Annotated in this window: 11 protein-coding genes; 6 read left to right on the top strand and 5 right to left on the bottom strand. The window is 67.2% G+C overall.

Annotation, left to right across the window (positions count from 1 at the left end; genetic code table 11):
• Position 1 precedes the first annotated feature (1 nt).
• Both nrfD and OCEPR_RS02125 read right to left on the bottom strand, forming a co-directional pair.
• Positions 2-1,195, bottom strand: coding sequence for an NrfD/PsrC family molybdoenzyme membrane anchor subunit (gene nrfD, locus OCEPR_RS02130; RefSeq protein ID WP_013457061.1), 1,194 nt, complete (start codon positions 1,193-1,195; stop codon positions 2-4).
• Between the two features lie 11 nt (positions 1,196-1,206).
• A complete protein-coding gene (locus OCEPR_RS02125) occupies positions 1,207-2,103 on the bottom strand; it encodes a 4Fe-4S dicluster domain-containing protein (protein WP_013457060.1) in 897 nt (298 codons plus the stop codon).
• A gap of 173 nt (positions 2,104-2,276) precedes the next feature.
• Between OCEPR_RS02125 and OCEPR_RS02120 the strand changes: the two genes are divergently transcribed.
• The 6 genes from OCEPR_RS02120 to OCEPR_RS02095 all read left to right on the top strand — a co-directional run bounded on the left by OCEPR_RS02120 (position 2,277) and on the right by OCEPR_RS02095 (position 9,726).
• Positions 2,277-3,164 (top strand): PhnD/SsuA/transferrin family substrate-binding protein, encoded by an 888-nt coding sequence (locus OCEPR_RS02120; protein ID WP_013457059.1) that lies wholly within the window; start codon positions 2,277-2,279, stop codon positions 3,162-3,164.
• On the top strand, positions 3,151-4,845 hold the full coding sequence (locus OCEPR_RS12180; RefSeq protein WP_013457058.1) for a sensor histidine kinase: 1,695 nt from the start codon (positions 3,151-3,153) through the stop codon (positions 4,843-4,845). Before OCEPR_RS02120 ends, OCEPR_RS12180 begins: the two co-directional genes overlap by 14 nt.
• Positions 4,842-5,483: a response regulator gene (locus tag OCEPR_RS02110; RefSeq protein WP_013457057.1), complete on the top strand. Its 642-nt coding sequence runs from the start codon at positions 4,842-4,844 to the stop codon at positions 5,481-5,483. Before OCEPR_RS12180 ends, OCEPR_RS02110 begins: the two co-directional genes overlap by 4 nt.
• Positions 5,484-5,959: 476 nt before the next feature.
• On the top strand, positions 5,960-7,438 hold the full coding sequence (nagZ, locus tag OCEPR_RS02105; RefSeq protein WP_013457056.1) for a beta-N-acetylhexosaminidase: 1,479 nt from the start codon (positions 5,960-5,962) through the stop codon (positions 7,436-7,438).
• A gap of 603 nt (positions 7,439-8,041) precedes the next feature.
• A complete protein-coding gene (locus tag OCEPR_RS02100; RefSeq protein WP_049773473.1) occupies positions 8,042-8,878 on the top strand; it encodes a glycerophosphodiester phosphodiesterase in 837 nt (278 codons plus the stop codon).
• Positions 8,875-9,726, top strand: coding sequence for a type 1 glutamine amidotransferase (locus OCEPR_RS02095; protein ID WP_013457054.1), 852 nt, complete (start codon positions 8,875-8,877; stop codon positions 9,724-9,726). Before OCEPR_RS02100 ends, OCEPR_RS02095 begins: the two co-directional genes overlap by 4 nt.
• 501 nt (positions 9,727-10,227) lie before the next feature.
• On the opposite strand, the gene OCEPR_RS02085 is transcribed toward OCEPR_RS02095, so the two are convergent.
• The 3 genes from OCEPR_RS02085 to OCEPR_RS02075 all read right to left on the bottom strand — a co-directional run bounded on the left by OCEPR_RS02085 (position 10,228) and on the right by OCEPR_RS02075 (position 12,236).
• The gene (locus tag OCEPR_RS02085; protein ID WP_013457052.1) at positions 10,228-10,413 is read right to left on the bottom strand and encodes a hypothetical protein; all 186 of its coding nucleotides are present in this window, start codon (positions 10,411-10,413) and stop codon (positions 10,228-10,230) included.
• A 301-nt stretch (positions 10,414-10,714) separates the two neighbouring features.
• The gene (locus OCEPR_RS02080) at positions 10,715-11,410 is read right to left on the bottom strand and encodes a glycerophosphodiester phosphodiesterase (protein ID WP_013457051.1); all 696 of its coding nucleotides are present in this window, start codon (positions 11,408-11,410) and stop codon (positions 10,715-10,717) included.
• 1 nt (position 11,411) lies between these two features.
• Positions 11,412-12,236, bottom strand: a complete 825-nt coding sequence (locus tag OCEPR_RS02075; protein WP_013457050.1) for a carbohydrate ABC transporter permease — start codon at positions 12,234-12,236, stop codon at positions 11,412-11,414.
• Between the last annotated feature and the right edge of the window lies 1 nt (position 12,237).

Genomic DNA, 12,237 nt, shown 5'->3' with positions numbered 1-12,237 from the left:
TTCATGCCACCTCCTTGTCGGTTACGAGCGCCAACCAGCGGTAGCCGATGTAGAAGAGCGCGATCCCCATGGCGATCACGCCGAAGAAGATCTGCCATTCGAAGACCGAGGGCAGGTAGTCGAAGCTCAGACGGTTCACCGGGGGAACGGGGTCGGTGTAGCTGCGCTCGAGCCCCCTGAGCTCGGGGAAGACGAGTCCGGGGATGACCAAGTTCAGGCGCACCGCGAAGAAGGTCACGGTAATCAACAGGCTGGCCAGGGCGATTCCCCAAGGCTTCCGGTACCCCACCAGCAGGACCAGCGGAACCAACACGCCAAGCAGCACGTGCACGATCCAGAAGTTCCACCAGAACGGGCCGAAAAGGACGTACATGAGCTTGTCGTACTCGGCGCCGATGCCGTACCACATCGGGATGGAGTACTCGGCCCACTCGAGCAGCGCATCGAGCAGCAGCAGGCCCAGCACCACCTTGCCCAGGTAGGTCACCGTTTCCCGCCAGGCGGGGGAGCGGTTGGGCCAGAAGTACGCGACCACCACGGTCATCAACGCCCCGCCCGAGAGCAGCGCGCCGGTGAGGAAAAGAATTGGGTAGATCGGCGTATGCCAAAGGTCACGGGCGATGACGGTGGCGAAGAGGGCGCCAACCCCGCCGTGAAACGCAACCGCCAGCGGAATGCCGACCCCGCCCAACCAGGTGAGGTAACGCTGGTAGCGCGCCTTGAGCCCGGTGTCGCTGACGGCGTCCTTTCGGATCGCGTAGTAGAGCTCGACCACAAGCAGAATGAAGTAGGCCGTGTACAACCAGACCATCCAAGCCATCATGGAGTGGAAGTTGGGGCGGGTGAAGACGTAGAAGAAGCGTTCGAGGTGCCCCAGGTCGAACCAGATCGTGACCAGCGCCATAAGCAGGGTGACGATCGCCGTGAACAGCGAAAGCTTGGCGATGCGCTCGAGCTGCCTCACCCCGAAAACGTAGACCAGGCTGGAAAGCAGGAAAGCGCCGGCGGAAAGCCCGATGAAGTAGATGTAGGCCGCCACCCAGTGCCCCCAGGGCACGTACGAACTGTAGTCCGCCAGCCGGTGGCCGTAGAGGAACCGATCGATCAGGCCCCACCCACCGAACACGGCTAGGGCCAGCCAGGCTACCCAGCCCACCACCGACAACCATCCGTAAGGGTATTTCTTCTGTACCATGACCGCCTCCTCTAGACCAGGTAGTAGACCTTCGGCTCCGTACCCAGCTCTTCTTTGAGCCGAACGGCGTTGTTGCGCGCGATCAGCTCGGAAACCAGCGATTCGGGATCGTTGAAGTCGCCAAAAAAGGTGGCGCGGCCGATGCAGGTGGTCGCGCACATGGGCAGTACGCCTTTCTCGACGCGGTGAATGCAGAAGGTGCACTTGCGGGCATTGCCCACCGGGCTTTGCGGGATTATGCCCTCGCCACGCTCCCAGGTCTCTCCGTATTCGAAGTTGGGCAGCTCCTCGTAGATGCGACCCGTCTCCAGCGCCAGCGGACCGTCCTTTCCGGCAGCGGCGGCGTCGGTCCAGTTTTCGCCGAAATCGAAGGTGCGGGCACTGTAAGGGCAGGCGGTGATGCAGTAACGGCAGCCAATGCAAGCGTCGTAGTCGATCTCGACGATGCCGTCCTTGCGCTTCCAGGTCGCTCCCACTGGACATACGGGCACGCACGGCGGTTTGTCGCACTGCATGCAGGGCCGCGGCAGGAACCTGCGGTCCACGTTCGGATACTCGCCGACCTCCATGTCGATGACGGGGCGGTAAACCACGCCGGGCGGAAGCTTGTTCTCCATCACGCACCCTACGGTGCAGGCATGGCAGCCCACGCACTTGCGGGTGTCGATGACCATACCCCACCTGCGCTGATCGATTGGTTTCGTAAGCGCCCGTTGCAGGTCGCGCTGCATGCGCAGCAGCACGTCCTCCTGGGCCTCCGCACCAATCTTGAAGGGCGGTGGCGGCGTCGGTTCGACACCGCTGTCGGGACGCTGCGCCTCGACCTTCGCCCCGCCAAGCACCATGCCGGCGAAAACGGCAGAGGCCACCTTCTCTAAAAAATCGCGTCGGTCCTCGTGGTTGGCCATAGCTTTCCCCCTTTCTTGCCCTCACCCTAGGCGGGGTCACGGACGCGCGGGTCCGTCGGCTTCCCACGTTGCCTGGGAGGTTTGTCCCAGTCGATTTGTGGTTCAAACTCCTACATCGCGGCAGGACGTCCCTCCCGGTGACGATTCCACGGGTCGGCTAGGATAGAGGAAAGATGCGCCGAATCGCTGTTCTCTTCCTGCTGGTCCTGGCGGGGTGCTCTCCGCAACTCCCGAGCGTCCGGCTGGGAGAGCTCGATCCCTCCGTTCCCGAGGTGCGCGTTCCCGACAGCGGGGAGGCGCTGGTCGTGGCGGTGGCTGGGATGCTCTCGCCCCGGGCTTCGGAACCCTACCGCCGCCTCGCCGGCGCGCTGGCCGAAAAACTAGGGCGCGACGTGGTGGTCCTTCAGCGCCGCACCTACTCCGACGTGCTCGAGCTGCTGCGGGAGGGCACGGCGCAGGTGGGGTTCCTCTGCACGCTGGCGGCAGGGAAAGGCGTTTCCGAAGGCTACCTGCGCGCCGTCGCCGCCGGGGTCCCCTATGAATACGCCCCCTACCGCTCGGTGATCCTCACCCGCACCGCGATGCAGGTGCAAAGGCTTGAGGACCTGGCGAATCACCGCTTCGCCTTCGTGGACCCGCTTTCCAACACCGGTTTCGCCTGGCCACAGCGGTTCTTCCGGAACCGGGGCGTGGACGCCCGTACCTTTTTCTCGCAAACCGTCTTCACCTATTCACACGACCGTTCCATTCGCGCGTTGCTCGACGGGTTCGTCGACGCCGCAGCGGTTGATGGAATCGTGTACTTCGGCCTCCTCAAAGAAGACCCTGGGCTCGGGCGGGAGTTGCGGGTGTTCTGGGAAAGCCCCGAGGATCCACCCCCGCCTTTGGTCGTACGCTCCGATCTACCTGAAACGCAGGTGCGCGGCCTGCTCGCAGCCCTCACCTCGCTCGACAACAGCCTGTTGAGCCCCCTGCACATCGCCCGGTTCACACCCACGGACTCTGCACCCTACCGGCGGGTCTGGGCGCAGTTCCTGGAGGAGCAACATGCCGCGCCGTAACGTCAGCCTGCGCACCAAGCTCCTAGGGATCGTCGCGGTTACCTTTGCCATCGTAGGGGGCGGCCTGTGGCTTTCCGCTTACGTCATCCTCAGCGATCAGGCCAACCATGCGCTCGACGCTCGCATCGAAGGCCTGTCGAAGAGCCTGGCCGGCGAGCTCACCGACTACGTGCTGATGAACGACCTCTACACGGTGCGGCGCATCCTCAAACGCGCCCAACGGCAGCATCCCGACTTGGCCTACGCCTACCTGCTGAGCCCCGGCGGCAGCCTGCTTACCCATACCTTCGACGGGGGTTTCCCGAACACGCTCCTCGAACTGGGGCAGCGGGAACGAATCGCCAGTGAAGCGGGTACGGTGCGGCAGCGGCAGGTCAAACTGCTCGGAGGGCAGGCAGGCAGCCTCTGGCTCGGCGTATACGAAAACGTCGCGCTGAACGGCGTGCGCCGCACCCTGGCCAACCTTGCCCTGGCCCTGCTTCTGGGGGGTCTTGCCGCCGCGCTGGTAGCGGGGCGCATGACCAAGGCTTTTCTCGCACCGGTACGCGGCATGGTCGCCGCGGTGGAGAGCCTGGAAAACGGCAAGCGCGCGCGGGTCCCGGTGCCGAACGACGAGCTGGGCGTCCTTGGGAGGGCCCTGGAGCGATTCTCCGAAACCGCCCGGCGGAGGTCGCTCGAGCTGAGGACCCTCAACCTGCTGGGTCAGCGCCTCAACAAAACGCTGGACCCCCAGGAGATGCTCCGGGCCACCCTGAACACGCTGGTGGAAACCCGCTGGTTTTCCTGCGCCGAGGCCTTGAGTCCCGCAACCGAGAGAGGCTCCCTCCTACGCGTGGGGTGTAAGGTTCCGCCCTCGGAGTGCCCGGCGCTGCGGCAACTGCAATTGGGCCGGCCCGTTGAGGGCTTCCAAACGCTCGGGATCAACGACGAGGTCGTGCTCGCGCTCTCGGGAGGCACGGCCAGCGAAGCTTTCTTGGCGGCGGTGGCCGACTACCTCAGGAACGGGCTCGAGCGGGCGCGGGTGCACGAACACATTCGGGAAAAGGAGCTGGAACGCCGCCGTCTGCTCCAGGCGGTACTCAGGGCACAGGAGGAGGAACGAGGACGCATAGCCAAAGACCTGCACGATCAGGTAGGGCAGTCGCTGACCGCCCTCAGGCTGGGACTCGAGGCGCTGGAACCGGCGCCGCCAACGCTGCATGCCCTAAAGCACCTCGTGGAGACGACGCTTTCCGACGTGCGCCGCATCGGCCGAGAGTTGCGCCCCGCAGCCCTCGACGAGCTGGGCCTTGAAGCCGCCCTTAAGCGGATGGTCCAGGAGATGACCGACTTCGCGGAAATCGAGAGCGATGTCTTCGTGCATTGCAGCCACCCGCTGCCGCCCGAACTCGAGACTGTGCTCTACCGGGTCGCCCAAGAAGCGCTCACCAACGTCGTCCGCCACGCCCGCGCGCGGCACGTTTCGGTGCTGCTCAAGGAACACAACCGCCACGTCCAGCTGGTTGTCGAAGACGACGGGATAGGCTTCGATCCCCGGCGGGTGGGCGAGAGCAGCAGCGGCCTGATCGGCATGCGTGAACGCATCGAGCTGGCCGGGGGTGAACTGGTCGTTGAAAGCACGGAGGGCAAGGGGACGTCGGTCTACGCCCGTGTCCCCCTCCCGGCGGAGGTCAGGGCATGATTCGGGTTTTTCTCGTCGACGACCACCCGGTGGTGCGCGCCGGAGTTCGGTACATCCTCGAGCGCTCCGGGGAAGTTACGGTCGTAGGCGAAGCGATCTCGGGCGAGGAAGCGCTAGACAAACTCACCAAAGCGGACAGCGAAGCCGACATCGCCATCCTCGACCTTTCCCTCCCCGGCATCGACGGCATCGCCTGTGCCCGCCGACTGAAGGAAGTTCGCCCCAACCTCAAGCTTCTCGCCCTTTCCATGCACGAGGAGGCCGAATACGCCGAGCGTTTCCTCGCCGCGGGCGGATCCGGCTACCTAGGCAAGAGCAGCATCGAGTACGAACTGATGGACGCGGTCAAGGCCCTGGCCCGCGGCGAGCATTACGTACCTCAGGATCTGCTCTACGCCATGATCCAGCACCGGCAGGAAAAGCCCGAGCCTACGCCCGAGGTCCTCACGGAACGCGAGCGCTCTGTGGTGCGGGGGATCGCCATGGGGATGACCTACAAGCAGATTGCCGCCGACCTGGAGTTGAGCGAGAAAACGGTGGCAACGTACCGGGAGCGGGCCGCCTCGAAACTGGGCCTAAGCTCCAGGGCTGCACTGACACGCTGGGCCCTTGAGGTGGGCCTCCTCGACGGGGACTGATCGCTCCCCATCGACCCAAGAACCCAGGCTTCGGCACCCGTCTCATGGGTTTCCTACATCGCAAGGAGATCGCAACAAACCGGGAGTGCAGGTGACAAGAAACGTTCCCGGCGCTTCCCGCCTCTCGCAGTTTGGTTGTGGATCGCGGTGGCGGGGCGCAAACTGCGGAAGCCACGACGGGCCTCAAGTTGAACACCGCCTTCGGGCTTCACGCCAACGGACAACGCGAACTGAGCCAACCTTGCCGTCCACCATCGAGACGGCCGTCCCAACCGCAGGTTCGACCCAGGACAGCAGCCCGACGAAGAGCTCTCCCACACGGGCCACGCTGACTTGATGAGCGTGGTCCGGTCTTCGAGGCCACCACCCCGTCGAGGCCTGATCCCGCAAACCTTCCGCCGACCCCGGAGCCGGGCTCCGGGGTTTTTGCCAACGCGCCCCGAGGGGCCGGCCTGCGCCTGCGGTAGAGTTTGGGCATGCACGCCGGCCGCTTCGTCATCACCGGCCTTCCCGGCACCGAGCTGCCCGCCGAACTGGCCGCCCTCTGGCGGCGCTACCGGGTGGGCGGGGTCATCCTCTTCCGCCACAACGTCGCCGGGCCCGAGCAGCTCCGGCGGCTGGTGGCCGATCTGCTGGAGGTCCTGGGACCCGAAGCCCTGATCAGCGTCGATCAGGAGGGCGGCGCGGTGCTGCGCCTGCCCTTCCTCCCCAGCCCCCCGCCGGGGATGAGCCTGGGCGCGGCGGACGACCCCGAACTGGCCCGCGCCGTGGGTGCGGCCACCGCTCGCGGGCTCGCCGCCTACGGCTTCAACCTCAACTTCGCGCCGGTGCTCGACCTCAACACCAACCCGGCGAACCCGGTGATCGCCGAGCGCTCCTTCGGGGCGGACCCCGAGCGCGCCAGCGAGCTGGCGCTCGCCTGGCACGAGGGGCACGTGCAAGAGGGCGTGGCCACGACGGGCAAGCACTTCCCCGGCCACGGCGACACCACGGTGGACTCGCACCTGGGCCTGCCGGTGGTGGAAAAGCCCCTCGCCGATCTGCGGCGGCTCGAGCTCGTGCCCTTCGCCCGTGCGGCGGGCCGCCTCCCGGCCCTTATGACCGCCCACATCGTCTACCCCGAGCTCGACGGCGAGCTGCCGGCGACGCTCTCGCGGCGGATCCTCACCGGTCTGTTGCGCGAGGAAATGGGCTACGACGGCGTCGTCGTCAGCGACGCGCTCAACATGCGCGCCATCGCGGACCGCTGGGGCGCGCCCGAGGCGGCGGTGCGTTCGCTCGCCGCCGGGGCCGACCTGGTGATGCCGCTGGGCGGCCTCGAGCTGCAGGCGGCGACGCTGGCGCGCATTCAGACCGCGCTCGACGCCGGCGAACTCGATCGGGGGCAGATGGAGGCCAGCGCCGGGCGCGTCGCCGCCTTGGCCCGCGCCTTCCCGGCCGGGCTGGGGGACTACGGTGAAGCGCAGCGGACCGCCGACCGCCGCCTCTTCGCAGCGGCCTGGACCCGCGGCCTGACCGCGGTGGGCGACCCCGCCCCGCCGCCGGAGGACGCCTGCCTGCGGGTGGTGGCCCAGGCGCGCCCGAGCGGCGACGGCGTTTCCGAGGCCGGCGCCAGCGGGGCCGAGCTGGCCAGGCTGCTGGAGGGTTACTGGAGGGTCGAACCCGTCTTCGTGGGCGACGTCGCCGAGGTTCCGGGGCTGGAGGTCGCGACGGACGGCTGTTTCAAGCTGCTCATCTCCAACAGCCGCCGCCTGTATCCGGCGGCTGGCTGGCGCTGGCGGCCCGATTTGCACGTGGCCCTGTGGAACCCCTTCGCCGCCGCGCGGGTGCCCGCCCCGGCGCTCGTCAGCTACGGTTTCCGCGCCGAAGCGCTCGAGGCGGTGCTCGCCTGGCTGCGCGGCGAGGTCCCGGCCCGCGGCCGTATGCCCGCGCCGCTCTTCGGTCCGGGGGCGTAGCACGGCTCCCCGTAGGGGCGTCCCGCCGAAGCAGCGTAATCGCGGCGACCCCGGTCGCCGTTCCGTCGAGACCCTGATCTCGTCGTGCGCCCCAGGTTGGCGCGTTCTTCGCGTCGCCCGCGAGACCCCTGAATCAAGTTCAGGGCAGGCCCTGGATCTCGCTGCGCTCGTCCGGGGTGACGAAATGAAAGGTTGCGCACACGTAGCAGAAGGTGAAAGGACAGAACGCGCTGAAACTAACTCCCGTCGTTCCGGACAAGCAGGTCGTAAGACCTGCGTAATCCCGGATCAAGTCCGGCACAGGTCCGGAACCTCGCAGAGCACGCTGAAGGAACCAAGCGCATTAAGCCCAGCCCGGGACAGGTCTGGAACCTCGACGCCAGCTCATGAGTTACCAAACGCCTTCGGTAGCGGCAACGGCGAGACCCTGAATCTCGTCCGGGGTGACGCGGGGGGGTTCGTCCGGACAGCTGCGGCCAGCTCGGGCACTCTAAGACTGCGTGGTTCCGGCCAAGCGGGCCGCAAGTCAGATATACATCGGGCCGCACAGGCCCCGTGGCCGAAGGGCTCCTCCAGCCCGGCCGCCTGCGGTATCGTGTTCCCGTGAACCGCACCCTCGTCATCGCGCACCGCGGCGCGCGCAGCCTCGCACCCGAAAACACGCTGGCGGCCGCAGAAAAGGGCCTCGAGGCCGGAGCCGACCTGTGGGAGACCGACGTGGGCGTGACCGCGGACGGCGTGCTCATCCTCTTCCACGACGACAGCCTGAAGCGCACCACCAACGCCCCCGAGGTCTACCCCGACCGCGCCCCCTGGACCTTCACCGAGTTCACCTTCGCCGAGATCGAACGCCTTGACGCCGGCAGCTGGTTCGACCGCGACGACCCCTTCGGCCAGATCGCCGCCGGCCGGGTAAGCCCCGCCGACCAGGCCGCCTACGTGGGCCTCAAGGTGCCCACGGTGGAGGAGGCGCTCGCCTTCACCCGCGACCACGACTGGACCGTGAACATCGAGCTGAAGCGGCTGCCGGCGCCGCTCGAGGACTTTCCCATCGTGCCCCGCTTCTTCGAGGTGATGGACCGGGTGGGCATCGCCCCCGAGCGGGTGCGGCTCTCCTCGTTCGAGCACCGCTGGCTCGAGGAGGCACGCGCCCTGCGGCCCGAGGTGGAGGTGCAGGCCCTGGTCGGCTACTACCGCGACCGGCCCATCGACTGGGACGCGGTGGCGGACTACCCGACGGTCAACGCCCGCGCGGCGCTGACGCCGCCGGAGAAGGTGCGCGAGCTGGTGGCGGCGGGCAAGAAGGTCAACCTCTTCACCGTCAACGACACAGGCGAAGCCAGAGCCTACATCGAGGCCGGCGCGAGCGGCCTCTTCACCGACTTCCCGCAGGACCTGGTGCCGCTGGCCCGCGCCACGGCCGGAAAGGAAACGCCATGACCCTGAACTTCCTGATCGTCAACGGTTACCCGCGCGCAAGCCGGGATAACTTCGACCGCTCCGACGTCGCTCACCCCCACGACCTTTACCGGCGGCTGCTCGACCGCTACGCGCCCGGCTCGGAGTCGCAGGTCTTCTTCATCGCCGACGTGGAGAACCCGCTGCCCAGCCTGGACGAGGTGCGCGGCTTCCACGGCGTCATCTGGACCGGGTCCGACCAGACCATCTACCGCACCCACGAGGAAAAGGTCGCCCGGCAGATCGCCTTCGCCCGCCGCGCCTTCGAGGCCGGCGTGCCCCAGTTCGGCAGCTGCTGGGGGGCGCAGATGGCGGCGGTGGCCGCCGGCGGCCGGGTGGAGGCCAACCCCAAAGGGCGCGAGTGGGGCTTCGCGCCGCGCATCGAGCTGACCGCCGCGGGCCGCGAGCACCCGCTCACCGCGGGGAAGCCGCCGGTCTTCCAGGGCATCGAGATGCACCTCGACCACGTGACCGAGCTGCCCGCGGGCGCCGAGCTGCTGGCCACCGGCGAGCACACCCGCGTGCAGGCGCTGGCGGTGGAGCACGAAAACGGCGCCTACTGGGCCACCCAGTACCACCCCGAGTTCGACCTCTGGGAGAACGCCCGCCTGATCGCCGCCCGCGCCGGGGCGCTGGTGAAGGAAGGCTTCTTCGAAAACGAGGAAGACGTGCTGCGCTACGCCGCGGAGATGAAGGCGCTGTTCCAGAACCCGAACGACGAGGCCCTGCGCCGCAAGCTGGGGGTGGACGAGACCCTGCTGGACGACCGGATCCGCCAGCTCGAGTTCGCCAACTGGCTCGAGCACCTGGTGCGGCCATCGGCTTCCTGAGCGATCCGCCGCCCGGCCGGCGGATCGCCTTCGGCGCGCCACCCCCCAGGCGGCTCAAGTCACGCGGCCGAGGACCGCAAAGCGCCCTATCCCTCCCTGCGCTCGGACGTCATCTGCCCGGCGATCGCCTGAGCGAGCCGATCAACCCACGGTCGCCCATCCTCCTCCAGCACGGTGCGAATGGCGGCGACTACAGCGCGGCGTACGATCTCGTAGGCAAGCCATATCAAGAATAAGTAAACGATTATGCTCAGTAGGACCGCGACGATCTCCGTTCCCAACCTCCTTTCCTTTTTCGAGCGCGGCCCTGGCGCACGCAGCTACCGCAGCTGCGGCCGCTCGCCCGGCCGGGGATCGACACCTCCGGACGACCGGCAGGGCTCCTACAACTCCGATAGCCAGCGCTCGCGCTCTTCGGCGAGCAGCGCCCTGACTCCCACGCGGACCACCGCGTAGGTCACCAGGCCATTCAGGATGAGCAGGGCAAGGACGTACACGGCCTCAGCCCTGACGTTCGGCGTCCGCGGCCACCGCCTTGCGAACGATCTCCACCAGCTCTTCCCGGTTGGCCTCGAGGAACTGCTGCAGCGCCGAGCGCACGGCCCAGCGAATAAGCGCGAAAAAGGCCCAGATCAGGACTCCCCATAGCGCGAGCACGATAAGAAACTCTCCGATTCCCAGGTTCATGCTTCCTCCCTCCTCGAAGTCCACGCCGCCCACTCGGTCGGGGCGCCTGCTTCCCACCAAAAGGTCCGAACGAAAGCCAACGCGAGCCGCTCGCTTCCCGGCTCCGGCGCCTGCCCCTGGGCCACGTCGAGGCGCTGGAGCCAGCGGAGCCACCACTAAATCAGGGCCAGCCCCAGCGCCCACCCGGCGGCCGCGGCCGGAGCGGCGAAGAAAAGCGCCGGACCCGGTTCCATACGTATTCCTCCTTGGAACAAGGATAAACCAATAACGCACCCCGGGTCGTTTTCCGTGGAAAGGCCGTTTAACGCGCTTGTTTGAGGACTTCGGCGTCGTCGCCCATGAGCACGTCCACGCCCAGGCCGGCGAGCTCGCGGGCTGTGCTGGCGTCGTTGACGGTCCAGGTGGCCACCCCCATGCCCTTTTTGTGCCAGCGGGCCACCCGGGCGGGGGTGACGAGCTGCCAGTGCGGGTGCACCGCCTCGATGCCCAGCAGCTCGGCCATGCGGCCGGTGTCGTAGACGCGGAAGAGGTAGCCCAGAGGGATCTCTGGGCGGTGGTCGCGCACCTTGAAGAGGGCCGCGGGGTCGTAGGAGGAGATCCAGACGCGGTGCCGACCCGGCCAGCCGGCCACCGCATCGGCGAGCTCGTGGGCGCGCCCGTCTTCGAGCCCGGGAATGCTCTTGAGCTCGAGGTTGAGGAGGAAGTCGGGGTAGGGCTCGAGCAGTTCGAAGAGCTGCTCGAGCGTCATCATCTCGGGGCGCTGCTCGATCAGCTCGGCGTAGGTCATGTCCGAGATCAACCGCAACCCCACGACGAAGTCGTGGTGGATGACCAGCACCCCGTCCTTGGTGCGCTGCACGTCGGTCTCGATCCCGTCGAGACCGGCGTCCACCGCCGCCAGGAAGGCGGCCCGGGTGTTGCCGTCGGCGAGCGTCGGCAGGCCGCGGTGCCCCAGGAGGACGGGGCGCCGGCGGTTCGCGAAGGGCAGCGTCGGCATGCTACTTTTCCTGGCTGAGCGCGAAGCCGCGGCTGAACTGTTCCTGCAGCAGCAGGAAGACGACCAGGGCGGGAAGCAGGGCGATGATCGCCCCCGCCATGACGATGCCCCAGTTGGTGGCGTCCTGCCCGCTCGTCATCATGCGCAGGCCCACCTGCACCACCTGGCGGTCGCCCTCGCGGATGATGATCAGCGGCCAGAGGTACTGGTTCCACATGTAGACGAACTGGATCACGGCCATCGCCGCCACCACGTTGAGCGACATGGGCAGCAGGATGGCCCAGGCGAAGCGCAGCGGCCCCGCGCCGTCGATCTTGGCGGCGTCGACGAGGCTGGTGGGGATCTGCAGGAACTGCTGCCGGAAGAGGAAGGTGCCCGTCGCCGAGGCCAGGAAGGGCACGATCAGCGCCGCGTAGGAGTTGGACCAGCCCAGCTTGGTGACCAGGTCGAAGAGCGCGACGATCATGATCTCCGTGGGCATCATCAGCGTCAGCAGGATGAAGGTGAAGACCGCCCCCTTGAGCGGGAAACGGAAGTAGACCAGGGCGAGCGCCGCCATGAACGAGATGATCGTCTTCCCGACGGTGACGGCGATGGCGATGTAGAAGGAGTTCTTCATGTAGACGCCCAGATGGAACTGGTTCCAGGCGATCGAGTAGTTCTCGAGCATCGCGGTGCCGAAGGTGAAGCGGGGCGGGTAACTGAAGATCTGCGCCGGGGTCTGGGTCGAGAAGATGAACGCCAGCAGGATGGGCGCCGCCACCACCAGCACCGAGAAGATCAGCAGCACGTGAACGATCAGGTTGCTCAGGCGTTTGCGCTTCACG

Source organism: Oceanithermus profundus DSM 14977, assembly GCF_000183745.1.
GTDB lineage: Bacteria > Deinococcota > Deinococci > Deinococcales > Marinithermaceae > Oceanithermus > Oceanithermus profundus.
The sequence above is the reverse complement of the archived record's forward strand: the minus strand, read 5'-3'. Positions and strand labels throughout refer to the sequence as shown.

Coding starts and splice junctions, on each gene's coding strand:
- nrfD (WP_013457061.1), bottom strand. CDS start 1,195: ATGGTACAGAAGAAATACCCTTACGGATGGTTGTCGGTGGTGGGCTGG.
- OCEPR_RS02125 (WP_013457060.1), bottom strand. CDS start 2,103: ATGGCCAACCACGAGGACCGACGCGATTTTTTAGAGAAGGTGGCCTCT.
- OCEPR_RS02120 (WP_013457059.1), top strand. CDS start 2,277: ATGCGCCGAATCGCTGTTCTCTTCCTGCTGGTCCTGGCGGGGTGCTCT.
- OCEPR_RS12180 (WP_013457058.1), top strand. CDS start 3,151: ATGCCGCGCCGTAACGTCAGCCTGCGCACCAAGCTCCTAGGGATCGTC.
- OCEPR_RS02110 (WP_013457057.1), top strand. CDS start 4,842: ATGATTCGGGTTTTTCTCGTCGACGACCACCCGGTGGTGCGCGCCGGA.
- nagZ (WP_013457056.1), top strand. CDS start 5,960: ATGCACGCCGGCCGCTTCGTCATCACCGGCCTTCCCGGCACCGAGCTG.
- OCEPR_RS02095 (WP_013457054.1), top strand. CDS start 8,875: ATGACCCTGAACTTCCTGATCGTCAACGGTTACCCGCGCGCAAGCCGG.
- OCEPR_RS02085 (WP_013457052.1), bottom strand. CDS start 10,413: ATGAACCTGGGAATCGGAGAGTTTCTTATCGTGCTCGCGCTATGGGGA.
- OCEPR_RS02080 (WP_013457051.1), bottom strand. CDS start 11,410: ATGCCGACGCTGCCCTTCGCGAACCGCCGGCGCCCCGTCCTCCTGGGG.